This window comes from Acetobacter fallax, from assembly GCF_011516735.1.
GTDB classification, from domain to species: domain Bacteria; phylum Pseudomonadota; class Alphaproteobacteria; order Acetobacterales; family Acetobacteraceae; genus Acetobacter; species Acetobacter fallax.
On record NZ_WOSX01000025.1, the window covers coordinates 15,594 to 39,870 of the forward strand.

A 24,277-nucleotide genomic window follows, 5' to 3' on the forward strand; every position below is an offset into this window, starting at 1 on the left:
CGAGTGCGCAGGGCGGGGTCGGTAACGACCGCATCGGGCGCGATATTTCGGCCGGACCGTCTGGCCCCCTGTTTTCCGGTGTTCCGGACGCAGGAGGCCTGGTGGTCCGACGGCAGGGACGGGGCAGGATAGAATGAACGCAATTACGAAATCGTTCACGGGACGCAAGCGGATCCGCAAAAGCTTCGGACGGATCCCCGAAGTTGCGCCGATGCCTAACCTTATCGATGTTCAGCGCGCTTCGTATGAGGCGTTCCTGCAGGCGAATATTTCGCCTGATGCCCGTACCCAGACGGGTCTGCAGGAAGTTTTCCGCTCTGTGTTCCCGATCAATGACTTCGCGGGTCGTGGTCGGCTGGAGTTCGTCCAGTACGAATTCGAAGAGCCGAAATATGACGTTGAGGAATGCATCCAGCGTGGTCTCACATACGCAGCGCCTCTGAAGGTAATTCTGCGTCTCATCGTGTGGGACGTGGATGAAGACACCGGTTCGCGCTCGATCCGCGATATCAAAGAGCAGCCGGTCTATATGGGCGACATGCCTCTGATGACGGGTAACGGCACCTTCATCATCAATGGCACCGAGCGTGTGATTGTCAGTCAGATGCACCGTTCGCCTGGTGTGTTCTTCGATCATGACAAGGGTAAGACGCACTCCTCAGGTAAGTATCTCTTCTCTGCACGCGTGATCCCTTATCGTGGTTCCTGGCTCGACTTCGAGTTCGACGCGAAGGATCTGATCTACGTCCGCATCGACCGCAAGCGGAAGCTGCCGGTCACCACGCTGCTCTACGCGCTTGAGGGGGTTCACTCCGAAGCTGCCCGCCGCAAAAAGGTGGAAGAGGGTGGTGATGTCGAGTCCATGGACATCCGTGGCATGGATCCGGACGAGATCCTCGGCTATTTCTACAATACAGTGACTTTCACGAAGACCCCGAAAGGCTGGGCGCGTCCGTTTGATCCGGAGGCTTTCCGTGGTCAGAAGCTGCTGTCCGATATGGTCGACGCGCAGACAGGTGAAGTCGTTGCCGCGGCTGATTCCAAGCTGACGGCCCGTATGGTCCGTAAGATCGCCGAGGCGACGAAAGAAGTCCTGGTTGGCGAGGCTGATCTTCTGGGGCGGTTCATTGCTCATGATATCGTCAATCCGGAAACGGGTGAGATCTTCGGTGAATCCGGCGAAGAACTGACAGAATCCCGTCTTGAGGCGCTTGAAGAAGCAGGTCTGACCGAACTGCCGACACTCGCTGTCGATCAGGCCAATGGTCCCTGGATCCGCAATACGCTGGCTGTTGACAAGAACAGTTCACGTGATGAGGCGCTGATCGACATCTATCGTGTCATGCGCCCTGGTGAGCCGCCGACCGCAGAGACGGCCGAAGCGATGTTCCGCAGCCTGTTCTTCGATCCCGACCGTTATGATCTGTCGTCTGTTGGTCGTGTGAAGATGAACATGCGGCTCGGAATTGATTGCCCGGATACGGTCCGTGTGCTGCGTAAGGAAGATATCCTGCGCGCCCTCAAGGTCATGTGTGATCTGAAAGATGGTCGCGGCCAGATCGACGATATCGATAACCTTGGTAACCGTCGTGTCCGCTCGGTCGGCGAGCTGATGGAGAACCAGTATCGCGTCGGCCTGCTCCGCATGGAGCGTGCCATTCGCGAGCGTATGGGCTCGGTCGATATCGACACGGTCATGCCGCATGATCTGATCAACGCGAAGCCGGCCGCTGCTGCCGTGCGTGAGTTCTTCGGCTCCTCGCAGCTTTCGCAGTTCATGGATCAGACCAACCCGCTGTCTGAAGTGACGCACAAGCGTCGTCTCTCAGCCCTCGGCCCGGGCGGTCTGACCCGTGAGCGGGCCGGTTTCGAAGTCCGTGATGTTCATCCAACACATTACGGCCGTATCTGCCCGATTGAGACGCCCGAAGGCCCGAACATCGGTCTGATCAACTCGCTTGCGACGTATGCGAAGGTCAACAAATACGGCTTCATCGAAACTCCGTATCGTCTCGTGAAGGACGGCGTTTTTCAGGATGGCTGGAAATATCTGTCTGCCATGGAGGAAGAGCGCCTCGTTGTGGCTCAGGCCGATGCGAAGCAGAGCCCCGACGGTCGCCTGACCGGCGAGCTGGTATCCGTTCGCAGGAATGGTGACTTCCGCCTGGTGCCGCCGACCGATGTGACCGCCTGTGACGTGTCGCCGAAGCAGCTTGTTTCCGTTGCCGCCGCGCTCATTCCGTTCCTTGAGAACGATGACGCCAACCGTGCGCTGATGGGCTCGAACATGCAGCGTCAGGCCGTGCCGCTGGTGCGCTCCGATGCGCCTCTGGTCGGCACCGGCATGGAGGCCGCGGTCGCTCATGACTCCGGCGCGACGATCGTTGCCCGTCGTCCCGGTATCGTCGACCAGATCGACGGCGCCCGCATCGTGGTCCGCACGACCGATGACAAGGGTGCGACGCAGGGTGTCGATATCTATCGTCTGCGTAAATATTCGCGTTCCAATCAGTCTACCTGCATCAATCAGCGTCCGCTGGTGCGTGTGGGTGATCAGGTTGCCGCCGGTGATATCATCGCTGACGGTCCTTCGACGGAACTCGGTGAACTGGCTCTGGGCCGGAACGTGCTCGTCGCGTTCATGCCGTGGAACGGTTATAACTTCGAGGATTCCATCCTGATTTCCGAGCGCATCGCGCGCGATGACGTCTTCACCTCGATCCATATCGAGGAATTCGAAGTCATGGCCCGCGACACGAAGCTGGGTCAGGAAGAAATCACCCGTGACATTCCGAATGTCGGCGAGGAAGCCCTGCGCTGTCTCGATGAAGCCGGTATTGTCTATGTCGGTGCCGAAGTGAACCCTGGCGATATTCTCGTCGGCAAGGTCACACCAAAGGGCGAAAGCCCGATGACGCCGGAAGAAAAGCTCCTCCGTGCCATCTTTGGTGAAAAAGCGTCTGACGTCCGTGACACGTCGCTGCGTCTGCCGCCAGGCACGACCGGCACGATCGTCGATGTTCGTGTCTTCTCCCGTCGCGGCGTCGATAAAGACGAGCGCGCCATGGCGATCGAGCGCGCCGAGATCGAGCGTCTGGCCAAGGATCGTGACGACGAGCAGGCGATTCAGGAGCGTTCGTTCTACAACAGGCTGCGGGAACGCCTGCTCGGTGAGACGGCGGGGACGGGCTTCAAGGGTCTGAAATCCGGCACGCCAATCACTGAAGACGTGCTCGCTGAAATCCCTCGCGGTGCATGGCGCCACGTCACGGTTGCATCTGACGCGGTCATGGCCGAGCTTGAAACCCTGCGTGCTGAATTCGATGTCGCGGTCGGCAAGATCAAAGGTCGCTTCGACAGCAAGGTCGAGAAGCTTCAGCGTGGTGACGAGCTGCCACCTGGCGTGATGAAAATGGTCAAGGTGTTCGTTGCGGTGAAGCGCAAGCTGCAGCCGGGCGATAAAATGGCCGGACGTCATGGTAATAAAGGTGTCGTTTCCCGGGTTGTTCCGGTTGAGGACATGCCGTTCCTTGAAGACGGCACCTCGGTCGATATCGTCCTGAATCCGCTCGGTGTACCGTCACGAATGAATGTCGGGCAGATCCTTGAGACGCATCTTGGCTGGGCGTGTGCCAATATCGGCAAGCGTATCGGCACGATGGTCGATGAGTATCAGCGCGACGGTGAGAAGAAGCAGGTGCTGCTGGACGAACTGAAAGACGTCTATGGAGATGCGGTTTACAACGCCGATATCGCGGATATGGAACATGCTCAGCTGGTCGAGCTGGCAAACAACCTGCGGAAGGGTGTGCCTATCGCGACGCCGGTGTTCGACGGAGCGTCCATCCCGGATATTGAAAACATGCTCGAAAAGGCCGGCGTCGATCGTTCAGGCCAGTCTCAGCTGATCGATGGTCGCACCGGTGAACTGTTCGAGCGGAAGACCACAGTCGGCTACATCTATATGCTGAAGCTGCACCATCTCGTTGATGATAAGATCCACGCTCGTTCGATTGGTCCTTACTCGCTCGTCACGCAGCAGCCGCTGGGTGGTAAGGCGCAGTTCGGTGGTCAGCGCTTCGGTGAGATGGAGGTCTGGGCTCTTGAGGCGTATGGCGCGGCCTACACGCTTCAGGAAATGCTGACGGTGAAGTCCGATGACGTATCGGGTCGCACCAAGGTCTATGAGTCGATCGTGCGGGAGCAGGATGACTTCGAGGCCGGTATTCCTGAGAGTTTCAACGTTCTCATCAAGGAGCTGAAGTCGCTTGGTCTGAATGTCGATCTGGAAAACAGTGGTGACTGAACGACTGGTGACATCCGGTTTTGCGCTCGTCGGGGGGATAAATCCCTCCGACGCGGGCTTATTTTCGATGAATTCGGGTGCGGGACATGACGCACCGCACGGCGCGGCGGCAGACCGCGTCATTTCCGTTCTGGAGGTTTTCGGCGCATGAATGAACTCATGAAGATCCTTGGCCAGACAGGCCAGGCAGCCACCTTCGATCAGATCAAGATTCAGCTGGCATCCAGCGAGCAGATCCGGTCGTGGTCGTATGGCGAGATCAAAAAGCCCGAGACGATCAATTATCGTACGTTCAAGCCCGAGCGCGACGGCCTGTTCTGCGCGCGTATCTTTGGGCCGATCAAGGACTACGAGTGCCTTTGCGGCAAATACAAGCGGATGAAGTTCCGCGGCATCATCTGTGAGAAATGCGGCGTTGAGGTAACTCTCGCGAAGGTGCGGCGTGAGCGGATGGGTCACATCCAGCTTGCAAGCCCGGTCGCTCACATCTGGTTCCTGAAGTCGCTCCCGAGCCGTATCGGCCTGATGGTCGACATGACGCTGAAAGACCTCGAAAAGGTTCTGTATTTCGAAAGCTACGTTGTTCTTGAGCCCGGCACCTCGCCGCTCAAGCAGTTCAGCCTGCTGTCGGAAGACCAGTATCTTGACGTCATGGACGAGCATGCCGAGGACGGCATCGAGGTCGGCATCGGCGCGGAAGCGGTCAAGAAGATCCTTGAGCGCATCGATTGTGACGCCGAGAAGGTGAAGCTGCGCCAGGAGCTGAAGGAGACGACCTCCGAAGCCAAGCGCAAGAAGCTCGTCAAGCGTCTGAAGCTGATCGAAGCGTTCGCGGAAAGCGGCTGTAAGCCGGAATGGATGATTCTGGACCTCGTCCCGGTCATTCCGCCCGAGCTTCGTCCTCTCGTGCCCCTCGATGGTGGTCGTTTCGCGACTTCGGATCTGAACGATCTCTATCGCCGCGTCATCAACCGTAACAACCGCCTCAAGCGGCTGATGGAACTGCGTGCGCCGGATATCATCGTCCGTAACGAAAAGCGCATGCTGCAGGAAGCGGTTGACGCCCTGTTCGACAACGGTCGTCGTGGTCGTGCCATCACCGGCGCGAACAAGCGTCCGCTGAAGTCCCTTTCCGACATGCTGAAAGGCAAGCAGGGACGCTTCCGTCAGAACCTGCTCGGCAAGCGCGTCGATTATTCCGGTCGTTCGGTCATCGTGGTCGGCCCGGAACTGAAGCTTCACCAGTGCGGCCTGCCGAAGAAGATGGCGCTCGAACTGTTCAAGCCATTCATCTATTCGAAACTCGAAAAATACGGTCACGCAACCACCATCAAAGCCGCAAAGCGCATGGTGGAAAAAGAACGCCCGGAAGTGTGGGATATCCTCGAAGAGGTAATCCGCGAGCATCCGGTTATGCTCAACCGCGCGCCGACACTCCATCGCCTTGGTATCCAGGCCTTCGAGCCGATCCTCGTCGAGGGTAAAGCCATCCAGCTTCACCCGCTGGTCTGCACTGCCTTCAACGCCGACTTCGATGGCGATCAGATGGCCGTTCACGTGCCACTGTCGCTCGAGGCCCAGCTCGAAGCCCGCGTGCTGATGATGTCGACCAACAACATCCTCAGCCCCGCGAACGGCAAGCCGATCATCGTGCCGTCGCAGGATATTGTTCTCGGTTTGTATTATCTCAGTCTGGAGACGCCGGAATTTCTGGCGACCCCGGATAAGAGCGAATATGACGAGACGACCGGAGCAATCCTTAAAGAAGGTGCGCCGGCTTATGGCTCAATCAATGACGTTGAATACGCTCTCAGTTCCGGCGCGCTGAAGCTGCACGACAAGATCCGTGCCCGTCTGGAAATGGTTGATCCTGACGGCAAAACGGTGCGTCAGACAGTTGTTACGACGCCAGGTCGCGTTCTTGTCGCGCAGATTCTGCCGAAGAGTTCGTCGATCCCGTTCTCGCTGATCAACAAGCAGCTGACCAAGAAGAATGTCTCGGACGTCATTGATGCGGTGTATCGTCACTGTGGTCAGAAGGAAGCTGTCATCTTCTGTGACCGGATGATGACCCTCGGTTTCCGTCACGCAGCGAAAGCCGGCATCTCCTTCGGTAAGGATGACATGATCATCCCGAAAGAGAAGGTAGCTCTGGTCGATCACACCACGGCTGAGGTCAAGGAATTCGAGCAGCAGTATCAGGATGGTCTGATTACGGCTGGCGAGCGCTATAACAAAGTGGTGGATGCCTGGTCGCGTTGCACGGACGAAGTCCAGGCCGCGATGACCAGGGAACTGTCGCGGGCAGAGATTGGCAAGCCCATTAACTCTGTGTGGATGATGAGCCACTCCGGTGCCCGCGGGTCGCCGGCCCAGATGAAGCAGCTTGCCGGTATGCGCGGTCTGATGGCCAAGCCGTCGGGTGAGATCATCGAGCAGCCGATCATCGCCAACTTTAAAGAAGGCCTGTCAGTTCTCGATTACTTCACTTCAACCCACGGTGCCCGTAAGGGTCTGGCCGATACGGCGCTGAAGACAGCGAACTCAGGTTACCTGACCCGTCGTCTTGTCGACGTGGCTCAGGACTGCATCATCGTCGAAGACGATTGTGGCTCCGAGCGTGGTCTGACGGTTCGTGCGGTTATGGATGGCGGCGAAATCGTGTCCTCGCTTTCCGAACGTGTTCTTGGTCGCACACTGGCGGCTGATGTCATCAGCCCGGTGACGGGCGAGCTTGTCTTTAAGCGCAATCAGCTTCTGGATGAGGCGGATTCCGAGAAACTTGAGAAATCAGGTGTCGAGACCGTGCTCATCCGCTCGGTTCTGACCTGTGAAAGCCGCGTCGGCGTTTGCGGGCATTGCTATGGTCGTGATCTTGCTCGTGGCACGCCGGTCAATATCGGTGAAGCTGTCGGCGTTATCGCGGCTCAGTCCATCGGCGAGCCTGGCACGCAGCTGACGATGCGTACCTTCCATATCGGTGGCGCGGCACAGCGTGGCGCCGAACAGTCCATGGTCGAGGCGTCGCGTGATGGTAAGGTTACCATCCGCAATCGTAACGTGGTGCAGAACAGCCAGAATATTCCGATCGTCATGTCGCGTAACTGCGAAATCGTGCTGACAGATGAGAATGGCACGGAGCGCGCGCGCTACCGCGTGCCTTACGGTTCTCGTCTGCTGGTTGATGATGGTCAGGCCGTTGATCGTAATCAGAAGATGGCTGAGTGGGATCCGTACACCCTGCCGATCATCACGGAGAAAGCCGGAACGGTCGAATATCTCGATCTGATCGATTCCATCACGCTCGTCGAGCGGATGGATGAAGTCACCGGCCTCACCTCGAAAGTGGTCGTCGATTACAAGCAGGCCTCGAAGGGCGTGGATCTTCGGCCGCGTCTGCAACTCAAGGATGAGAAAGGCGAGGTCATCAAGCTGGATAACGGCAATGACGCCCGCTACTTCCTCTCACCGGACTCGCTGCTGTCGGTTGAAAACGGCGCCGTCGTTCATGCTGGTGACGTTCTGGCGCGTATTCCGCGCGAAGGCTCGAAAACCCGTGACATTACGGGTGGTCTGCCGCGCGTGGCCGAACTGTTCGAAGCCCGTCGTCCGAAAGATCATGCGATCATCGCGGAGAATGAAGGCCGCGTTGAATTCGGTAAGGATTACAAGTCGAAGCGCCGCATCATCGTGAAGAATGATGAGACCGGCGAAGAGACCGATTATCTGGTACCGAAGGGTAAGCACGTATCCGTTCAGGAAGGCGATTTCGTCCAGAAGGGCGATCCGCTGGTCGACGGTCCGCGCGTCCCGCATGACATTCTGAAAGTGATGGGTGTTGAGGCTCTGTCCGATTATCTCGTGAATGAGATTCAGGACGTGTATCGACTGCAGGGCGTGAAGATCAACGACAAGCACATTGAAGTGATCGTTCGCCAGATGCTGCAGAAGGTTGAGGTACTTGAGCCTGGCGATACCACGTATCTCATTGGCGAGACCGTGGATCGCATCGAGTTCGATACTGAGAACACGAAGCGACTCAATGCAGGTGACCGTCCTGCAATGGCCATGCCGGTGCTTCAGGGCATCACGAAAGCTTCGCTGCAGACCCAGTCGTTCATCTCGGCTGCCTCGTTCCAGGAGACAACACGCGTGCTGACCGAGGCTGCTACAGCGGGCAAGGTCGATACGCTGAATGGTCTGAAAGAGAACGTGATCGTCGGGCGTCTGATCCCGGCCGGAACAGGAAGTGTGATGAACAAGCTGCGCGCTGTTGCGGCTCGTCAGGATCGTCAGCGGCTATCTCCGAACAACGAAGCTGCCGAGTAAAGGTCTTCGGGAATCGGATTATGGAAAAGGCCGGACCCTGTGTCCGGCCTTTTTCTTTGGCAGGCAGAAAATCCTGATTCTGCGGGAATCAGGCGGAAATTGGCAGTTCCTGCGTTGTCGAGTGTGAGCAACTCAAAGGTCGCCAGGGATCGTTCGCGCTCAAAAGAAAGCAGTGTTTCACTTCTTGTCAGAGAGTCACGGCAGATTTCTGCCGAATCCCGCCGAATCCTCTGGCCTTCCCGTGCATTACGCGGTAAGAGCGGGCCAATTCGTTGCGTTACGAAGCCAGTTGTCCTCGCAGAAGGATATGTCTGAGATGCGCGGCGGGTAACACGGGGACGAATCGCAGGTCTTTCTTGACTCGCATCTTCCTCCCCCGTAGGTTCCGCGCCCTCAGCTATCTCCGACGTCGGGTAGCTACTCGGACGTGGTTGCTGAAAGCAGCAGGGTAAAGCATGTGGTGCCGTATGTCTCTCTGAAGGCATGCCAAGGCCGGATGTAAAGATAGGCTCCGCAGGCGCTTTGCGTCCGCAGGGGTTCGTTTTGAATGACAGTCGGCAGCCAGAGTGAGGGCTTGCCGGCCGAATTGTGTAAGGATCGGGAAGGGCGCATGCCGACCATCAATCAGCTGATCGCAAAAGGGCGCGAGCCTGCGGCGAAGCGCAACAAGGTGCCGGCTCTTCAGGGCTGCCCGCAGAAGCGTGGCGTTTGCACTCGCGTGTATACAACCACACCGAAGAAGCCGAACTCCGCGCTGCGAAAGGTCGCCAAAGTGCGTCTGACGAACGGCTACGAGGTGGTGAGCTATATTCCGGGTGAGGGGCATAACCTCCAGGAGCATAGCGTCGTTCTGATCCGCGGTGGCCGCGTGAAGGATCTTCCCGGTGTCCGCTATCACATCCTGCGTGGTGTGCTCGATACGCAGGGTATCGCAAAGCGCCGTCAGCGCCGTTCGCTCTATGGCGCGAAGCGTCCGAAGTAAGAGGAATATCGAGGCATGAGTCGCCGTCACCGCGCTGTAAAGCGTGAGATCCTTCCGGATCCAAAATTTGGAGACATCGTTATCACGCGTTTCATGAACGCACTGATGTACGATGGTAAGAAATCCACAGCTGAGGGCATCGTATATGGTGCGCTCGAGTCCCTTCAGCGTCGTAGCGGTGGAGCGTCGGCAGATCCTGTCACGATGTTTCACACAGCTCTGGATAACGTGAAGCCTGCTGTCGAGGTTCGTTCGCGTCGTGTTGGTGGTGCCACCTATCAGGTGCCCGTCGAGGTTCGTACCGATCGTCGTCAGGCTCTGGCAATCCGCTGGCTGATCGATGCTTCGCGTAAGCGCGGTGAGAACACCATGCAGGACCGGCTGTCGAACGAGCTGATGGACGCGATGAATAATCGCGGTTCGGCAGTGAAAAAGCGTGAGGACACGCACCGCATGGCTGAAGCCAATAAGGCATTCAGTCATTATCGCTGGTAATCGGCGGGCGTGGATTTCCTGGTGCCGGATTAATCCGGTATTCAGTGCGTGAAACAGGACTAATAACCGCATCCCGCCTGGTGGGATAACGGAGAGAAACGATGGCAAAGGCTAAATTTCAGCGGAACAAGCCGCACTGTAACATCGGCACCATCGGTCACGTTGACCATGGTAAGACCTCGCTTACAGCTGCAATCACGAAGACTCTGGCGAAAGCCGGTGGCGCTGAGTTCAAGGCGTATGATCAGATCGATGCGGCTCCGGAAGAGCGCGCTCGTGGCATTACGATCTCGACAGCGCATGTCGAGTATGAGACGGCGAAGCGTCACTACGCTCACGTCGATTGCCCGGGTCATGCCGACTATGTGAAGAACATGATTACCGGTGCGGCGCAGATGGACGGCGCGATCCTGGTGGTGTCCGCTGCTGACGGTCCGATGCCGCAGACCCGTGAGCACATCCTGCTTGCGCGTCAGGTCGGTGTGCCTGCTCTGGTTGTGTTCCTGAACAAGGTCGACCAGGTTGATGATCCTGAGCTTCTTGAGCTCGTCGAGATGGAAGTGCGTGAGCTTCTTTCGTCTTACCAGTTCCCCGGCGACGAGATCCCCATCATCAAGGGCTCCGCTCTCGTAACCCTCGAAGACGGTGATCCGGAGATCGGTGAAAACCGCGTGAAAGATCTGATGGATGCAGTCGATGACTACATCCCGCAGCCTGAGCGTCCGGTTGACCGTCCGTTCCTGATGCCGATTGAAGATGTGTTTTCGATCTCTGGTCGTGGCACGGTTGTGACTGGTCGTGTGGAGCGTGGCATTGTCAACACGGGTGACGAGGTTGAGATCGTTGGCCTGAAAGACACCGTCAAAACGATCGTGACCGGCGTTGAGATGTTCCGCAAGCTGCTCGATCGTGGTGAGGCTGGCGATAACATCGGTGCCCTGCTGCGTGGCACGAAGCGTGAAGATGTTGAGCGTGGCCAGGTTCTCGCAAAGCCGGGATCCATCACTCCGCACAAGAAGTTCAAGGCTGAAGCGTACATTCTGACGAAGGAAGAGGGTGGTCGTCATACACCATTCTTCACCAACTATCGTCCGCAGTTCTATTTCCGTACGACCGACGTCACCGGCGTCGTTCATCTGCCGGAAGGCACGGAAATGGTCATGCCAGGTGATAACGTCGCTATGGATGTCGAGCTGATTGCTCCGATCGCCATGGATGAAGGCCTCCGCTTCGCTATTCGCGAAGGTGGCCGTACTGTTGGCGCCGGCGTGGTGGCTTCCATCACCGAGTAATACGGGGCAGGTGCCCCGATGGGCCCTGAACCGAGTAGCCCCGGCCGGAGTCATCCGGTCGGGGTCTTACCTGGTGGTGGGAATATCCCGGACAGATGCTGACCCGGGTTAAAAAGTTGGACTGAACAAAACGATGGACAACCAGAACATCCGCATTCGCCTGAAGGCGTACGATCACCGGGTGCTTGACAACAGCACGAAGGAAATCGTCAACACGGCGAAGCGTACGGGTGCGCGGGTTCGGGGTCCTATCCCGCTGCCGACGCATATCGAACGGTTCACAGTGAACCGCTCACCCCACGTGGATAAGAAAAGCCGCGAGCAGTTCGAGATTCGGACTCATCGTCGGCTGCTCGACATTGTCGAGCCGACCCCGCAGACCGTGGACGCCCTCATGAAACTCGACCTCGCCGCTGGCGTGGATGTCGAGATCAAACTCTAAGGTCCAGACGATGCGCACCGGATTGATCGCAAGAAAGCTGGGTATGACCCGGCTATTCAAGGAAGACGGCACACATGTGCCCGTCACTGTCCTGCACCTCGACGACGTGCAGGTGGTTGAGTCGAAAACAGAAGAGCGCGACGGTTATACCGCCGTTCAGCTCGGGCTCGGCAAAGCCAAGGTAAAGAACGTCACAAAGCCGAACCGCGGCCACTACGCCCGGGTAAAGGTCGAGCCGAAAAAGGTTCTGCGCGAATTCCGCGTGGCACCCGATGCCGTGCTTGAGTCCGGAACCCGTATTCTGGCCTCGCACTTTATCGTCGGGCAGAAAGTGGACGTGTGCGGCACCAGCAAGGGTAAAGGGTTCGCGGGCGCCATGAAGCGCTGGAACTTTGCTGGTCTTGAGGCATCTCATGGTGTTTCGGTCTCTCACCGTTCTCATGGTTCGACCGGCAACCGTCAGGATCCGGGCAAGACCTTCAAGAACAAGAAGATGGCTGGCCACCTGGGTGACGAGCGGGTGACGACGCTGAACCTTGAAGTCGCAGCGGTCGATCCGGACAAGAACCTGATCATGATTCGTGGTTCCATCCCGGGAGCTAAGAACGGACTGGTCATGGTCCGTGACGCTATCAAAAAGGCTCGTCATGCTGAGGCGCCATATCCGGCAGCCCTCGCGACGGCGGAAGGCTGAGGATCATGGAACTCGATATCAAGACCCTCGATAACGGCAGTGCCGGGACCGAGACACTTCCGGACGAGATTTTTGCTATTGCGCCGCGCGCCGATGTCATGGCCCGCGTTGTTCACTGGCAGCTCGCGAAACGCCGTGCCGGCAACCATAAGGTGAAGGGCATGGGCGAAGTCTCCGGAACGACAAGGAAGCCTTATAAGCAGAAGGGGACCGGTTCGGCTCGTCAGGGCTCGCTTCGTGCTCCGCAGTATCGCACCGGTGGCGTCGTTCACGGCCCGGTCGTTCGTGATCACGGCTATGATCTGCCTAAAAAAGTTCGTCGTCTTGGGCTGATCTCCGCGCTTTCGCAGAAAGCGAAAGACGGCAAGCTGATCGTTCTTGACAGCGCTTCCGGCGTGACGAAGACAGCGGAACTGGCCACGAAACTGAAAGCTCTGGGCTGGAAGTCAGCGCTGATCGTTGATGGTGCAGTTGATGAAGGCTTCGTTCGCGCAGCCCGCAATCTGCCGAGGATCGACGTTCTGCCAACTGTTGGTGCGAATGTTTACGATATTCTGAACCACGACGTGCTCGCGATCACACGCGCTGGCGTCGAGAAGCTGAAGGAGCGGCTGGCATGACAAACGTGCTTGCGATCCGCAAAAAAGCGGAGCGGCTGTCTCGTGAAGCGATGTTCGACATCGTTCGCGCGCCGCTGATCACGGAAAAGGCGACGGCGCTGTCCGAGAAGAACCAGATGGTCTTCAAGGTTGCGATTTCGGCGACGAAGCCGGAAATCAAGGTCGCTGTCGAGACACTGTTTGGCGTCAAGGTTCTTGGCGTGAACACGCTCGTGCAGAAAGGCAAAGCGAAGCGCTTTAAAGGCCGTCCTGGCCAGCGCTCCGATATCAAGAAGGCGTTCGTGCAGCTCGCGGAAGGTCAGTCCATCGACCTGACCGCAAAACTGGCGTGACGCGGGGTATCTACACATGGCACTGAAGCACTTTAATCCCGTCACGCCGAGCCTTCGCGGCACGGTGCTGGTGGACCGGTCCGAGCTCTGGAAGGGCAAGCCGGTCAAGCAGCTGACTGAGGGTAAGAACAAAACCGGTGGTCGCAACAATCACGGGCGTACGACATCGCGCTTTCGTGGTGGCGGACACAAGCAGTCGTATCGTTATGTCGACTTCAAGCGTCGTAAGCTTGACGTAACCGGCACGATCGAGCGTCTGGAATATGACCCTAACCGTACGGCTTTCATCGCTCTGGTGAAGTACGAAGATGGTGAGCTCGCCTACATCCTGGCGCCTCAGCGCCTGAAGGTCGGCGATCAGGTCATTTCCGGTGCCCGTGTCGACATCAAGCCAGGCAACGCGATGCCGCTGTCGGCTATCCCGGTCGGAACCATCATCCATAACATTGAACTGAAGCAGGGCGCAGGCGGCAAGCTGTCGCGTTCGGCCGGCACATATGCCCAGCTCGTTGGTAAGGATTCCGGTTACGCGCAGATCAAACTGCAGTCCGGTGAGCTGCGGGTCGTTCGTGGTGAATGCTTCGCAACGGTCGGTGCGGTTTCGAACCCGGACAATATGAACCAGCATATGGGTAAAGCGGGCCGCTCCCGCTGGCTGGGTCGCCGTCCGCATAACCGCGGTGTGGTCATGAACCCGGTCGATCATCCGCATGGTGGTGGTGAAGGTCGTACCTCAGGTGGCCGTCATCCGGTCACGCCATGGGGCAAGCCGACAAAAGGTTATAAGACGAGGGTCAACAAGCGTACGGACAGTCTGATTATCCGTCGCCGGAAGACCGGCAAGTAAGGGGCAAAAGAGATGGCACGTTCCGTCTGGAAAGGCCCGTTCGTGGACGGGTATCTGCTGAACAAAGCCGACGCATCGCGCGCTTCGGGTCGTAATGAGGTGATCAAAATCTGGTCGCGTCGCTCAACGATCCTGCCGCAGTTCGTCGGGCTGACCTTCGGTGTTTATAATGGTCACAAGTTCCTGCCCGTGCAGGTGACCGAGAATATGGTCGGACATAAGTTCGGCGAGTTCTCGCCCACCCGTACATTCCATGGGCATGGCGCTGACAAGAAGTCGAAGCGGGGCTGAGATGAGCAAATCCAAGCACCCACGCACACTGGCTGAGAACGAGGCTCAGGCGATCACGCGGAATATCCGCGTGAGTCCCCGTAAGCTGGGTCTCGTTGCCGGTCTCATCCGCAACAAGCCGGCATCACAGGCCGTGGCAACACTGACGTTCTCGAAGCGTCGTATTGCCCAGGAAGTGAAGAAGACGCTGGAAAGCGCGATCGCAAATGCGGAGAACAACCACCAGCTTGATGTCGATCAGCTGGTGGTGAAAATCGCTGACGTTGGCAAGTCTATCGTTATGCGGCGTTTCCATGCACGTGGCCGCGGCCGTTCCGCGCGCGTCGAGAAGTTCTTCAGTCATCTGAAGATTGTCGTCGCTGAGCGTGCGCCCGAGCCAGAGGCAAAGACGGAAGAGAAGGCGGCCTGACGATGGGACATAAAGTCAATCCGATCGGGCTTCGGCTCGGTATCAACCGCACCTGGGATAGCCGCTGGTACGCCGGTCAGGACTACTCCCGGCTGCTGCATGACGATCTGAAGCTTCGCGCTTTCCTGCGTCGCAGGCTTTCTGGTGCGGGTGTTTCCCGCGTCGTGATCGAGCGTCCGGCCAAGAAGCCACGCATCACTATTTACGCGGCTCGTCCGGGTGTGGTGATCGGCAAAAAGGGTCAGGACATCGACACGCTGCGTAAGCAGCTCACGAAGATGGCCGGCGTCGAAGTTTCGCTGAACATCGTCGAGATCCGTAAGCCGGAAATTGATGCAACGCTGGTTGCCGAGAACATCTCGCAGCAGCTTGAGCGTCGCGTTGCTTTCCGTCGCGCCATGAAGCGCGCGGTTCAGTCCGCCATGCGTCTCGGCGCACAGGGCATCCGGATCAACTGCTCCGGCCGTCTCGGTGGCGCTGAAATCGCACGCGTCGAGTGGTATCGTGAAGGTCGGGTGCCGCTGCACACGCTCCGCGCCGATATCGATTATGGAACTGCAACGGCGAAGACGACCTACGGGACGTGCGGCGTGAAGGTCTGGATCTTCAAAGGTGAGATTCTGGCTCATGACCCGCTGGCTCAGGATCGTCGGGCTGCCGAGCAGGCGCCGCAGCGCTGAGGGATAGAGAACAATGCTTTCTCCGAAGCGGACTAAATTCCGCAAAGCTCATAAAGGCCGTATTCACGGGCTGGCGAAGAGCGCCACTCAGCTGAATTTCGGTACATTTGGCCTGAAAGCGCTCCAGCCGGAGCGTATCACGGCTCGTCAGATCGAAGCCTCTCGTCGCGCCATTACCCGTGCCATGAAACGTGCTGGTCGTGTCTGGATTCGTATTTTTCCGGATCTTCCGGTCTCGACAAAGCCCGCCGAAGTGCGTATGGGCTCCGGCAAGGGATCCCCGGAATTCTGGGTGGCCCGTGTGAAACCGGGTCGTATCCTGTTCGAGATCGAAGGCGTGTCGCCGGAAGTCGCGCGTGAAGCGCTGGCTCTCGGTGCGGCGAAGCTTCCGATCAAGACGAAATTCGTCACCCGAATCGGAGAGGCGTAAGATGAGCAAGGCAACAAAGCCGGCTGATCTGCGTGTGAAATCCGTTGATGAGTTGCAGACGCTTCTTCTTGATCTGAAGCGTGAGCAGTTCAATCTGCGGTTCCAGCAGGCGACCGGTCAGAATGAAGGTGTATCGCGGGTTCGCGTAGTGCGTCGCGATATCGCCCGCATCAAGACGATCGTGGCTGAGGCTGCGAAGAAGAACGCTGCGGAGGCCGGTGCCTCTGCTGCAAAAGCCTGAGGGAGCCGTTAATGCCGAAGCGCATTCTGAGCGGACGTGTAACGAGCGATAAGATGGATAAGACGGTTACCGTTCTTGTCGATCGTCGCGTGATGCATCCGCTCTATAAGAAGTTCATTCGTCGCTCGAAGAAATATGTGGCGCATGATGAACTCAACCAGTGCAAGATTGGGGATGCGGTGCGCATTGAAGAATGCACACCTATTTCCAAGCGCAAGACCTGGGCAGTGATTGCCCGCAACGGTGAGACCGTAGCGGCAGCCACGTCCGGGGCCGCTGCGTAAACAGGGGTATAAGGTAAATGATCCATCCCGAGACCAACCTTGAGGTCGCCGATAATTCAGGCGCCCGTCAGGTGCAGTGCATTAAGGTGCTGGGCGGTTCCAAGCGGAAGTCTGCCTCGGTCGGCGACGTGATCGTCGTTTCCGTTAAGGAAGCGATTCCCCGTGGAAAGGTGAAGAAAGGTGACGTCCATCAGGCCGTTATCGTTCGTACCTCTTACCCGGTGCGTCGTGCCGACGGCAGTGCGATCCGTTTTGACCGGAACGCCGCTGTTCTGATCAACAAACAGCAGGAGCCGATTGGCACCCGCATTTTTGGCCCGGTGGTCCGTGAACTGCGTTCGCGCAAGTTCATGAAAATCATCTCGCTGGCGCCGGAGGTGCTGTAATGGCTGCTCGCATCAAAAAAGGCGATACTGTCGTCGTCATCACCGGATCCTCAAAGGGAACCCGTGGTGAGGTTCTCACCGTGATTCCTGCGGCTAATAAGGCCGTAGTGCGTGGTGTGGCGATCGCGAAGCGGCACAAGAAGCCGACACGCATGGGTGAAGATGGTGGAATCATCGCGCGCGAAGCGCCGGTGCATCTGTCTAATCTTGCGCTGATCGACCCCAAAAGCGATAAGCCGACAAAGGTTGGTTTTCGCGTGCTTGATGATGGTCGCAAAGTCCGTGTGGCGAAGGCCACGGGCGAAGTGATTGAAGGCTGAGGGGCTGATAATGTCGGATAATACAAACGCAGGCACAGCGCCTCGCCTTAAGCATCTGTATCGTGCTGAGCTTGCAGGTAAGTTGCGTGAGCAGTTTGGCTATAAGAATGTCATGCAGGTTCCCCGTCTTGAGAAAATTGTTCTCAACATGGGGGTCGGTGAAGCGGCTGGCGATCAGAAAAAGCTTGATGCTGCTCTGAATGATATGATGCTGATCGCAGGTCAGCGTCCTGTCAAAACTGTCGCTAAAAAGGCTATCGCAGGTTTCAAGATCCGTGAAGGTCTACCGATCGGCTGTAAGGTGACGCTGCGGAGCGCCAGGATGTTCGAGTTTCTCGACCGTCTTGTGACGATTGCGATGCCGCGTATCCGTGATTTCCGTGGTCTTCCCGCGAACAAGGGCTTTGATGGGCGTGGCAACTTTGCCATGGGTCTTAAGGAGCAGATCATTTTTCCTGAGATCGAATACGACAAAGTCGATCAGGTTCGTGGTATGGACATCATCTTCGTGACAACCGCGAAGACCGATGCGGAAGCTAAGGCGCTCCTGAAAGCGTTCGATCTGCCCTTTATCGGGTAAGCATCACGCGGCTATTCGTTCTCTGTGGTCATTGTGCTACCACAGGGTATTGTTATGTTTCAGCGTCCCGGTCGATATGGGATGCGAAGCTAAAGGTTTTGGAAAACCGCTGGAATGGTCCGGCAGGTTCCGGAGGGTAAATCAGGCATGGCCAAGATTTCCGCCGTCAATCGTAACGCTAATCGTGCGCGTATGGCGCAGCGCGATAAGGCGAAACGTATGGCGCTTAAGAATATCGTGATGGATCGCTCGCTGCCGATGGAAGATCGGTTCGACGCATCCCTGAAGCTGGCGGAGCTCCCGCGCAACGGTTCGCGCGTTCGCGTTCGTTTGCGTTGTGAACTTACAGGGCGGTCTCGCGGCAACTACCGCAAGTTCAAACTGTGTCGTATTGCGCTTCGTGATCTGGCCTCGAATGGTCATATCCCGGGTGTCGTGAAGGCGAGCTGGTAAGGGCGGGCGATGTCACTTTCTGATCCATTGGGTGATATGCTCACCCGTATCCGGAATGCACAGCGCGCGCGTCATGCCGCCTGTGTTGCTCCGGCCTCCAGGCTCCGTGCCAGCGTGCTCGAAGCTCTGAAGCGTGAAGGTTATATCCGCGGCTTCTCCGTTGAGGAGATTCGTAAGGGTATTTCCCAGATCCGCATCGAGCTGAAATACACGGATGGTGATCCGGTTATTAAGGAAATCCATCGTGTTTCCCGTCCGGGTCGCCGGGTTTATTCGAAGATTAAGGAACTGCCACGGGTTTATGCCGGGCTGGGTGTTTCCATCCTGTCCACCCCGAGAGGTGTTCTTTCTGACGCAGAAGCGCGCGCTGCCAATGTTGGTGGCGAAGTGCTCTGCCGCGTCTTCTGAGGAGGGATAAATGTCGCGTGTAGGCAAATATCCCGTTGAGGTTCCGTCCGGCGTCACTGTTTCGATCGTCGATGGCATTCTCACGGCAAAGGGTAAGCTTGGCGAGCTGAAGCTTCCCCTGTCTTCGCATGTCGAGACGACCATTGATGATGGTAAAGTCTCGGTTAAGCCTCTCGGCACTGTTTCGCAGGCCCGGATGATGTGGGGTACCACACGTTCGCTGGTTGCATCCATGGTGAAAGGTGTTTCCGAGGGGTACTCGAAAACGCTGGAAATCAACGGAACAGGTTACCGTGCGGCAGTGCAGGGTTCGAACCTGGTGATGAACCTCGGTTATTCGCATGATGTGGTCTATCCGATTCCGCAGGGAATCAAGATTACAACGCCGCGGCCGACTGCTGTGGTTGTCGAAGGGATTGACAAGCAGCGTGTCGGGCAGGTTGCGCTGGATATCCGGAGCTTCCGGAAGCCTGAGCCTTATAAGGGTAAGGGCGTGCGTTATGAGACCGAGACCATTCGTCGCAAGGAAGGCAAGAAGAAGTAATGAGCACGCAACAGGAATTGCGGGACCGGCGGAGCAAGCGCCTCCGGTTCCAGCTCCGCCGCAAGGCCGGCGGGCGTCCGCGCCTGTCGGTGTTCCGCTCAGGCAAGAATATCTATGCTCAGGTGATCGACGATGCCGGTGGTCGCACGCTGGCCTCCGCTTCATCGCTCGAGCAGGAATTCCAGTCTCAGGGCACGAAAGGCACGAACCGCGATGCTGCAAGCACGGTCGGAAAGCTGGTCGCGGAACGCGCGATCGCTGCCGGTGTGAAGCAGGTCGTGTTCGACCGCGGCGCTTATTTGTATCATGGGCGCGTTCAGGCGCTGGCGGAGGCTGCCCGCGAGGGCGGTCTCTCGTTCTGAGGGAGGTCACGTAATGGCACGTGAACCGAGAGAAGGCGGCAGAGGCCGTGAGCGCGATCGCGACCGTGAGGGCGATGATCTGATCGACAAACTGGTTACCATTAATCGCGTTGCGAAAGTGGTAAAGGGTGGACGTCGGTTTGCTTTCGCAGCGCTGGTTGTGGTTGGTGACCAGAAAGGTCGTGTCGGATACGGAGCAGGCAAGGCCCGTGAAGTTCCGGAAGCGATCCGTAAGGCGACAGAGCGCGCGAAGCGCGGTATGATCCGTGTTCCGATGAAAGAGGGTCGTACTCTTCATCATGATGTTGCCGGGCATTTCGGTGCCGGTAAGGTGGTTCTGCGTTCGGCTGATGCCGGAACCGGGATTATCGCAGGCGGCCCGATGCGCGCGGTGTTCGAGACCCTGGGCATCAATGATGTCGTGGCGAAGTCACTGGGGACCCGTAACCCGCATAACATGGTGAAAGCAACGTTTGCTGCTCTTGAGCGTTGCGCCAGCCCACGTTCCGTGGCCAGTCGCCGCGGAAAGAAAGTGGCCGACATCCTGGGTAAGCGCGAGCATGTAGCGGAGGGTGCTGATGTCTGAAGCAAAGACAACAACCGTCCGCGTGACCCAGACTGCGTCCGGCAACGGACGCAAGCCGGGTCAGCAGGCAACGCTGATCGGGCTTGGCCTGAACAAGATCGGTCGTACGCGCGAACTGCAGGATACGCCTTCGGTGCGTGGTATGCTGCGGAAAGTGGCCCACCTGATTAAGGTGGAGGATTGAAATGAACCTCAATGAACTGCGCGATAACGAGGGTTCCCGTTATCGCAAAAAGCGCCTTGGTCGTGGCATTGGTTCCGGCAAAGGCAAGACGTCCGGCAGGGGTGTTAAAGGTCAGAAAGCACGTGAAGGTGTTTCTCTGAACGGCTTCGAAGGTGGTCAGCTTCCTCTCTACCGGCGCATGCCGAAGCGTGGATTCAAGAACATCTTCCGCAAAGTCTATGCTCCGGTAAATCTTGGCGCGGTCGATAAGGCCATCGCTGATGGTAAGCTTGATGCTTCTGCTCTGGTAACCGAGGAGGTTCTTCGCAAGGCGGGTCTCGTCGGTACCGGAAAAGTCGCCGGTATTCGTCTTCTGGCTCGCGGAGAGATTTCGCGCGCTATCAATGTCGAGGTTGCCGGAGCTTCTGCTTCCGCAATCGCCGCTGTTGAAAAGGCTGGTGGATCGGTGAAGACCACAGTTGCGCCAAAGCAGGCAGGCGAAGCTGCGGCATCGTGACATAAAGGAGTGGCGCCGCGTGAGAGCGTGGTGCCACATATCCTCTCCGGCTTTGCAGACCCTGGCGTCTGCCATAACAGCGTCCCGCTTTGCGGCGGCGCTGTTTTTCGTGAAAGGACAGACGTATGGCCTCGGCGGCTGAACAGCTTGCAGCCAGTTTTAACTTCAGCTCGTTCCAGAAAGCGACCGAGCTCAAAAAGCGGATCTGGTTTACGCTTGGTGCCCTGATTGTCTATCGGCTCGGAACCTACATTCCGGTTCCCGGCATTGATGCGACAGTGATGGGACAGTTGCTCGCAAAGCACCAGGGCGGTATTCTGGGGATGTTTGACATGTTCTCGGGTGGTGCGCTCGGGCGTATGACCGTTTTTGCCCTGAACATCATGCCTTACATTTCAGCATCGATCATCGTTCAGCTGATGTCGACGGCTCTTCCTTCTCTTGAATCGCTTAAGAAAGAAGGTGAGCAGGGGCGCAAGCGTCTCAATCAGTACACGCGTTATCTCACGGTCGCCATTGCGTTTTTCCAGGCCTACGGTATCGCTGTCGGACTGGAACGGATGAGTTCCGATGCGGGCTCGGCTGTTGTGAGTCCAGGTATGTTCTTCATCGTCTCGTGCGTGTTCACTCTTGTGGGCGGTACGATGTTTCTGATGTGGCTTGGTGAGCAGATCACGTCCCGCGGTGTCGGTAACGGCATTTCGCTGATCATCTTTGCCGGTATTGTCGCGAATCTCCCGCATGCGCTGGAGACTCTCTTTCAGCTTGGTTACACCGGCGCATTGTCACCGATTTTTGTGCTGATTTTCCTTGTGCTGGCCGCGATCACAATCACGTTTATCGTGTTCATGGAGCAGGCCCAGCGTCGTGTGGTCATCCAGTATCCCAAGCGTCAGATGGGCAACCGTATGTTTGGCGGTGAGTCGACGCACATGCCGCTGAAGGTGAACACGGCCGGTGTTATCCCGCCGATTTTCGCATCGTCTGTGCTTCTGGTTCCGGTCACGATATCAGGCTTCATGAGCGGGAAGGGGATGCCGGGATGGCTGTCGTTCCTCGGGCAGCAGCTTGGTCAGGGGCAGCCGCTCTACATGCTGATGTATGCGGCGATGATCATGTTCTTCTCGTATTTTTATGCTGCCGTGACATTCAATCCGGATGAGACTGCAGACAATCTGCGTAAACAGAGCGGGTTCATTCCCGGAATCAAGCCCGGGGCTGCGACCTCCACTTATTTCGACCGGATTCTGACCAGACTGACGACGATTGGTGCGCTCTATCTTGTGGTTGTCTGTCTCCTGCCCCAGATCCTGATCAGCCGCTATAATGTGCCGTTTTACTTCGGTGGCACGAGCCTGATCATCATTGTGTCCGTGACGATCGATACGGTCACCCAGATTCAGTCTCATCTGGTGGCACATCAGTATCAGGGTCTGATCCAGCGTAGCCGACGCGGTGGAATGAATCGAAGGATCATGCGCAAATGAACATTATCTTTCTGGGTCCTCCGGGCGCGGGAAAGGGAACGCAGTCCAAGCGCCTTGAGGCCCGGTACGGGATCGCTCAGATCTCGACCGGCGACATGCTGCGGGCTGAAGTCAAAGCCGGATCTGATATCGGTCGTGAGGCAAAGACGCTTATGGATGCCGGCAAGCTTGTGCCGGACTCCATGATCGTGAGTATGCTTGAGAGCCGTATTCAGCAGCCGGATTGCGCGAAAGGGTTCATCCTCGATGGCTTCCCGCGCACAGTGGGGCAGGCTGAGGCTCTGGATGAGGTGCTGGTCCGCCTGAAGAGCCAGATCGACGTGGTACTCGTGCTGCAGGTGGATGAGGATGCGCTGGCGGATCGAATCGCCGGTCGCTTCTCCTGCGCGAAATGCGGCGCGAGCTATAATGACCTGTCAAAACCAACAGAACTGCCTGGCAGGTGTGATGTGTGTGGCTCGCATGATTTTGTGCGGCGGGCTGATGACAACCGTGAGACCGTTACATCGCGGCTCGCCTCCTATCGTAAGGAGACGATGCCTCTGCTGCCTTATTACGAAAAAAAGGTAATGGTCGCGTTCGTTGATGGGATGGCGCCGATCGAAGCGGTGAGTGCTCAGATTGATACAATCATGCAGGAGGTCGAACTGATCACGAAAAAGTGATCAGTTTTTATTGACTCTCGGATGCCGGTCGGTCTATTGCGCGCGCTCTGGACCGTGCGGTCGCTCATTGCGGCTCTGCAATGGCAAGATTCTTTTTATCATCGCTCGGGCGCGCAGCCGGGCGGAGACCAGGAGTGTGTAGCGTGGCGCGTATTGCCGGCGTTAATATCCCGACTAACAAGCGGGTCGTAATCGGACTTCAGTATATCTACGGAATTGGTGAAACCAAGGCTAAGCAGATCTGCAAGGCTCTTGAACTTCCTGATGCCAAACGGGTGAATCAGCTGAGTGACGACGAGATCGCGAAACTCCGCGAGACCATCGACAATGATTATCGCGTCGAGGGTGATCTCCGTCGAGAGACCGCAATGAACATCAAGCGTCTGATGGATCTCGGTTGTTACCGTGGTCTTCGTCATCGCCGTGGCCTGCCTGTGCATGGTCAGCGTACCCACACGAACGCCCGCACCCGTAAGGGTAAGGCCGTGGCGATCGCCGGTAAGAAGAAAGTTACACGCTAAGCTGTCGTCTGCTTCGCAGGCGATATTGGAATTTCCTGCGTCCCTGCGGCTCCGGTTGCAGGGACGTTCTGTCGGGCATCATTCCGTCAGAGAAGTTAAAGAACAGGGCTATCAGATATGGGCAAGGCCGCCACACCGCGTATCCGGAAAAAAGAGCGCAAGAACATTATTTCGGGCGTGGCGCATGTGCTGTCCACGTTCAACAACACAATGATCACCATCTCGGACGCGCAGGGTAATGCTATTGCCTGGTCGTCAGCCGGTGCTCAGGGCTTCAAGGGGTCACGTAAGTCGACACCTTATGCAGCTCAGGTTGCTGCCGAGGATGCTGGTCGCAAGGCACGCGAGCACGGTATGGAGACGCTGGACATCGAGGTTTCGGGTCCTGGTTCAGGACGTGAGAGCGCGCTGCGTGCGTTGCAGGCTGTCGGTTTTCAGATCGCTTCGATTCGTGACCTGACGCCGGTCCCGCATAACGGCTGCCGTCCGCGGAAGCGCCGCCGCGTCTGATTCCGGTTCGGGCGGCGGCGAATGAATGGCTGGCCGCCCGCATCGCTATCACACTCTGAATGAACCTGCCCCGGCCATGTTCGGGGTTGTCCGCCGTCTCG

The 24,277-nt window shown here is 57.5% G+C and carries 31 protein-coding genes; all 31 read left to right on the forward strand.

Annotation, left to right across the window (positions count from 1 at the left end; translation table 11 throughout):
* The first annotated feature begins 133 nt into the window (after positions 1-133).
* The 31 genes from rpoB (at position 134) to rpsK (ending at position 24,176) form a co-directional block, all read left to right on the forward strand.
* Positions 134-4,306 carry a DNA-directed RNA polymerase subunit beta gene (gene rpoB / locus GOB85_RS12190; protein ID WP_173577766.1) on the forward strand — a complete coding sequence of 1,391 codons (4,173 nt, stop codon included), beginning with the start codon at positions 134-136 and terminating at the stop codon, positions 4,304-4,306.
* The gene (locus tag GOB85_RS12195; protein ID WP_338421725.1) at positions 4,299-4,457 is read left to right on the forward strand and encodes a hypothetical protein; all 159 of its coding nucleotides are present in this window, start codon (positions 4,299-4,301) and stop codon (positions 4,455-4,457) included. Before rpoB ends, GOB85_RS12195 begins: the two co-directional genes overlap by 8 nt.
* On the forward strand, positions 4,454-8,635 hold the full coding sequence (rpoC, locus tag GOB85_RS12200) for a DNA-directed RNA polymerase subunit beta' (RefSeq protein WP_173577768.1): 4,182 nt from the start codon (positions 4,454-4,456) through the stop codon (positions 8,633-8,635). The genes GOB85_RS12195 and rpoC overlap by 4 nt, the downstream gene beginning before the upstream one ends.
* 610 nt (positions 8,636-9,245) lie before the next feature.
* Positions 9,246-9,617, forward strand: coding sequence for a 30S ribosomal protein S12 (rpsL, locus tag GOB85_RS12205; protein WP_003621118.1), 372 nt, complete (start codon positions 9,246-9,248; stop codon positions 9,615-9,617).
* Between the two features lie 15 nt (positions 9,618-9,632).
* On the forward strand, positions 9,633-10,112 hold the full coding sequence (gene rpsG, locus GOB85_RS12210) for a 30S ribosomal protein S7 (protein ID WP_146884866.1): 480 nt from the start codon (positions 9,633-9,635) through the stop codon (positions 10,110-10,112).
* A 101-nt stretch (positions 10,113-10,213) separates the two neighbouring features.
* The gene (gene tuf, locus GOB85_RS12215; RefSeq protein WP_173577769.1) at positions 10,214-11,404 is read left to right on the forward strand and encodes an elongation factor Tu; all 1,191 of its coding nucleotides are present in this window, start codon (positions 10,214-10,216) and stop codon (positions 11,402-11,404) included.
* A gap of 133 nt (positions 11,405-11,537) precedes the next feature.
* Positions 11,538-11,846, forward strand: coding sequence for a 30S ribosomal protein S10 (gene rpsJ, locus GOB85_RS12220; RefSeq protein WP_007282720.1), 309 nt, complete (start codon positions 11,538-11,540; stop codon positions 11,844-11,846).
* 10 nt (positions 11,847-11,856) lie between these two features.
* Positions 11,857-12,540 (forward strand): 50S ribosomal protein L3, encoded by a 684-nt coding sequence (rplC, locus tag GOB85_RS12225; RefSeq protein WP_173577770.1) that lies wholly within the window; start codon positions 11,857-11,859, stop codon positions 12,538-12,540.
* 5 nt (positions 12,541-12,545) lie between these two features.
* Positions 12,546-13,160, forward strand: coding sequence for a 50S ribosomal protein L4 (rplD, locus tag GOB85_RS12230; RefSeq protein WP_173577771.1), 615 nt, complete (start codon positions 12,546-12,548; stop codon positions 13,158-13,160).
* Positions 13,161-13,195: 35 nt separating this feature from the next.
* Positions 13,196-13,492, forward strand: coding sequence for a 50S ribosomal protein L23 (locus GOB85_RS12235; protein WP_173577805.1), 297 nt, complete (start codon positions 13,196-13,198; stop codon positions 13,490-13,492).
* 16 nt (positions 13,493-13,508) lie between these two features.
* Entirely contained in the window at positions 13,509-14,339 is an 831-nt protein-coding gene (rplB, locus tag GOB85_RS12240) for a 50S ribosomal protein L2 (RefSeq protein WP_173577772.1), read from the forward strand.
* A gap of 12 nt (positions 14,340-14,351) precedes the next feature.
* A complete protein-coding gene (gene rpsS, locus GOB85_RS12245; RefSeq protein WP_026397252.1) occupies positions 14,352-14,630 on the forward strand; it encodes a 30S ribosomal protein S19 in 279 nt (92 codons plus the stop codon).
* Position 14,631: 1 nt separating this feature from the next.
* Positions 14,632-15,039 (forward strand): 50S ribosomal protein L22, encoded by a 408-nt coding sequence (gene rplV, locus GOB85_RS12250; protein ID WP_173577773.1) that lies wholly within the window; start codon positions 14,632-14,634, stop codon positions 15,037-15,039.
* Positions 15,040-15,041: 2 nt separating this feature from the next.
* Positions 15,042-15,719, forward strand: coding sequence for a 30S ribosomal protein S3 (gene rpsC / locus GOB85_RS12255; RefSeq protein ID WP_173577774.1), 678 nt, complete (start codon positions 15,042-15,044; stop codon positions 15,717-15,719).
* 13 nt (positions 15,720-15,732) lie between these two features.
* On the forward strand, positions 15,733-16,149 hold the full coding sequence (gene rplP, locus GOB85_RS12260; RefSeq protein ID WP_173577775.1) for a 50S ribosomal protein L16: 417 nt from the start codon (positions 15,733-15,735) through the stop codon (positions 16,147-16,149).
* A 1-nt stretch (position 16,150) separates the two neighbouring features.
* The gene (gene rpmC / locus GOB85_RS12265; RefSeq protein ID WP_173577776.1) at positions 16,151-16,390 is read left to right on the forward strand and encodes a 50S ribosomal protein L29; all 240 of its coding nucleotides are present in this window, start codon (positions 16,151-16,153) and stop codon (positions 16,388-16,390) included.
* 11 nt (positions 16,391-16,401) lie between these two features.
* Positions 16,402-16,674: a 30S ribosomal protein S17 gene (rpsQ, locus tag GOB85_RS12270; protein ID WP_173577777.1), complete on the forward strand. Its 273-nt coding sequence runs from the start codon at positions 16,402-16,404 to the stop codon at positions 16,672-16,674.
* A gap of 17 nt (positions 16,675-16,691) precedes the next feature.
* Positions 16,692-17,060, forward strand: coding sequence for a 50S ribosomal protein L14 (rplN, locus tag GOB85_RS12275; RefSeq protein WP_173577778.1), 369 nt, complete (start codon positions 16,692-16,694; stop codon positions 17,058-17,060).
* Positions 17,060-17,380 (forward strand): 50S ribosomal protein L24, encoded by a 321-nt coding sequence (gene rplX, locus GOB85_RS12280; RefSeq protein WP_173577779.1) that lies wholly within the window; start codon positions 17,060-17,062, stop codon positions 17,378-17,380. The genes rplN and rplX overlap by 1 nt, the downstream gene beginning before the upstream one ends.
* A 10-nt stretch (positions 17,381-17,390) precedes the next feature.
* Positions 17,391-17,960, forward strand: a complete 570-nt coding sequence (gene rplE, locus GOB85_RS12285; protein ID WP_173577780.1) for a 50S ribosomal protein L5 — start codon at positions 17,391-17,393, stop codon at positions 17,958-17,960.
* Between the two features lie 147 nt (positions 17,961-18,107).
* Positions 18,108-18,413 (forward strand): 30S ribosomal protein S14, encoded by a 306-nt coding sequence (gene rpsN / locus GOB85_RS12290; RefSeq protein WP_173577781.1) that lies wholly within the window; start codon positions 18,108-18,110, stop codon positions 18,411-18,413.
* Positions 18,414-18,422: 9 nt separating this feature from the next.
* Entirely contained in the window at positions 18,423-18,821 is a 399-nt protein-coding gene (gene rpsH, locus GOB85_RS12295; protein WP_173577782.1) for a 30S ribosomal protein S8, read from the forward strand.
* 10 nt (positions 18,822-18,831) lie between these two features.
* Positions 18,832-19,365, forward strand: a complete 534-nt coding sequence (gene rplF, locus GOB85_RS12300; RefSeq protein ID WP_173577783.1) for a 50S ribosomal protein L6 — start codon at positions 18,832-18,834, stop codon at positions 19,363-19,365.
* The gene (gene rplR / locus GOB85_RS12305; protein WP_173577784.1) at positions 19,365-19,727 is read left to right on the forward strand and encodes a 50S ribosomal protein L18; all 363 of its coding nucleotides are present in this window, start codon (positions 19,365-19,367) and stop codon (positions 19,725-19,727) included. Before rplF ends, rplR begins: the two co-directional genes overlap by 1 nt.
* A gap of 13 nt (positions 19,728-19,740) precedes the next feature.
* Positions 19,741-20,313, forward strand: coding sequence for a 30S ribosomal protein S5 (gene rpsE, locus GOB85_RS12310; RefSeq protein WP_173577785.1), 573 nt, complete (start codon positions 19,741-19,743; stop codon positions 20,311-20,313).
* Entirely contained in the window at positions 20,306-20,497 is a 192-nt protein-coding gene (gene rpmD / locus GOB85_RS12315; protein ID WP_173577786.1) for a 50S ribosomal protein L30, read from the forward strand. The genes rpsE and rpmD overlap by 8 nt, the downstream gene beginning before the upstream one ends.
* Before the next feature lies 1 nt (position 20,498).
* The gene (gene rplO, locus GOB85_RS12320; protein WP_173577787.1) at positions 20,499-20,993 is read left to right on the forward strand and encodes a 50S ribosomal protein L15; all 495 of its coding nucleotides are present in this window, start codon (positions 20,499-20,501) and stop codon (positions 20,991-20,993) included.
* A 125-nt stretch (positions 20,994-21,118) separates the two neighbouring features.
* Positions 21,119-22,480 carry a preprotein translocase subunit SecY gene (gene secY / locus GOB85_RS12325; RefSeq protein WP_173577788.1) on the forward strand — a complete coding sequence of 454 codons (1,362 nt, stop codon included), beginning with the start codon at positions 21,119-21,121 and terminating at the stop codon, positions 22,478-22,480.
* Entirely contained in the window at positions 22,477-23,145 is a 669-nt protein-coding gene (locus GOB85_RS12330; protein ID WP_173577789.1) for an adenylate kinase, read from the forward strand. The genes secY and GOB85_RS12330 overlap by 4 nt, the downstream gene beginning before the upstream one ends.
* Positions 23,146-23,288: 143 nt before the next feature.
* Positions 23,289-23,666 carry a 30S ribosomal protein S13 gene (gene rpsM, locus GOB85_RS12335; RefSeq protein WP_173577790.1) on the forward strand — a complete coding sequence of 126 codons (378 nt, stop codon included), beginning with the start codon at positions 23,289-23,291 and terminating at the stop codon, positions 23,664-23,666.
* A gap of 117 nt (positions 23,667-23,783) precedes the next feature.
* The gene (gene rpsK / locus GOB85_RS12340) at positions 23,784-24,176 is read left to right on the forward strand and encodes a 30S ribosomal protein S11 (protein WP_173577791.1); all 393 of its coding nucleotides are present in this window, start codon (positions 23,784-23,786) and stop codon (positions 24,174-24,176) included.
* The last annotated feature ends 101 nt before the right edge of the window (positions 24,177-24,277 follow it).

Bases quoted from the DNA above. Each gene is read 5' to 3' on its own strand.
- secY (WP_173577788.1), top strand. From the start codon at position 21,119: ATGGCCTCGGCGGCTGAACAGCTTGCAGCCAGTTTTAACTTCAGCTCG.
- rpmD (WP_173577786.1), top strand. From the start codon at position 20,306: ATGTCTGAAGCAAAGACAACAACCGTCCGCGTGACCCAGACTGCGTCC.
- rpsQ (WP_173577777.1), top strand. From the start codon at position 16,402: ATGCCGAAGCGCATTCTGAGCGGACGTGTAACGAGCGATAAGATGGAT.
- rpmC (WP_173577776.1), top strand. From the start codon at position 16,151: ATGAGCAAGGCAACAAAGCCGGCTGATCTGCGTGTGAAATCCGTTGAT.
- rplD (WP_173577771.1), top strand. From the start codon at position 12,546: ATGGAACTCGATATCAAGACCCTCGATAACGGCAGTGCCGGGACCGAG.
- rpsC (WP_173577774.1), top strand. From the start codon at position 15,042: ATGGGACATAAAGTCAATCCGATCGGGCTTCGGCTCGGTATCAACCGC.
- rpoC (WP_173577768.1), top strand. From the start codon at position 4,454: ATGAATGAACTCATGAAGATCCTTGGCCAGACAGGCCAGGCAGCCACC.
- rplB (WP_173577772.1), top strand. From the start codon at position 13,509: ATGGCACTGAAGCACTTTAATCCCGTCACGCCGAGCCTTCGCGGCACG.
- rpsK (WP_173577791.1), top strand. From the start codon at position 23,784: ATGGGCAAGGCCGCCACACCGCGTATCCGGAAAAAAGAGCGCAAGAAC.
- rplX (WP_173577779.1), top strand. From the start codon at position 17,060: ATGGCTGCTCGCATCAAAAAAGGCGATACTGTCGTCGTCATCACCGGA.
- GOB85_RS12330 (WP_173577789.1), top strand. From the start codon at position 22,477: ATGAACATTATCTTTCTGGGTCCTCCGGGCGCGGGAAAGGGAACGCAG.
- rpsG (WP_146884866.1), top strand. From the start codon at position 9,633: ATGAGTCGCCGTCACCGCGCTGTAAAGCGTGAGATCCTTCCGGATCCA.
- rpoB (WP_173577766.1), top strand. From the start codon at position 134: ATGAACGCAATTACGAAATCGTTCACGGGACGCAAGCGGATCCGCAAA.
- rpsL (WP_003621118.1), top strand. From the start codon at position 9,246: ATGCCGACCATCAATCAGCTGATCGCAAAAGGGCGCGAGCCTGCGGCG.
- rplP (WP_173577775.1), top strand. From the start codon at position 15,733: ATGCTTTCTCCGAAGCGGACTAAATTCCGCAAAGCTCATAAAGGCCGT.
- rpsN (WP_173577781.1), top strand. From the start codon at position 18,108: ATGGCCAAGATTTCCGCCGTCAATCGTAACGCTAATCGTGCGCGTATG.
- rplO (WP_173577787.1), top strand. From the start codon at position 20,499: ATGAACCTCAATGAACTGCGCGATAACGAGGGTTCCCGTTATCGCAAA.
- rpsJ (WP_007282720.1), top strand. From the start codon at position 11,538: ATGGACAACCAGAACATCCGCATTCGCCTGAAGGCGTACGATCACCGG.
- rplV (WP_173577773.1), top strand. From the start codon at position 14,632: ATGAGCAAATCCAAGCACCCACGCACACTGGCTGAGAACGAGGCTCAG.
- rplR (WP_173577784.1), top strand. From the start codon at position 19,365: ATGAGCACGCAACAGGAATTGCGGGACCGGCGGAGCAAGCGCCTCCGG.
- rplN (WP_173577778.1), top strand. From the start codon at position 16,692: ATGATCCATCCCGAGACCAACCTTGAGGTCGCCGATAATTCAGGCGCC.
- tuf (WP_173577769.1), top strand. From the start codon at position 10,214: ATGGCAAAGGCTAAATTTCAGCGGAACAAGCCGCACTGTAACATCGGC.
- rplC (WP_173577770.1), top strand. From the start codon at position 11,857: ATGCGCACCGGATTGATCGCAAGAAAGCTGGGTATGACCCGGCTATTC.
- rplE (WP_173577780.1), top strand. From the start codon at position 17,391: ATGTCGGATAATACAAACGCAGGCACAGCGCCTCGCCTTAAGCATCTG.
- rplF (WP_173577783.1), top strand. From the start codon at position 18,832: ATGTCGCGTGTAGGCAAATATCCCGTTGAGGTTCCGTCCGGCGTCACT.
- rpsE (WP_173577785.1), top strand. From the start codon at position 19,741: ATGGCACGTGAACCGAGAGAAGGCGGCAGAGGCCGTGAGCGCGATCGC.
- rpsS (WP_026397252.1), top strand. From the start codon at position 14,352: ATGGCACGTTCCGTCTGGAAAGGCCCGTTCGTGGACGGGTATCTGCTG.
- rpsH (WP_173577782.1), top strand. From the start codon at position 18,423: ATGTCACTTTCTGATCCATTGGGTGATATGCTCACCCGTATCCGGAAT.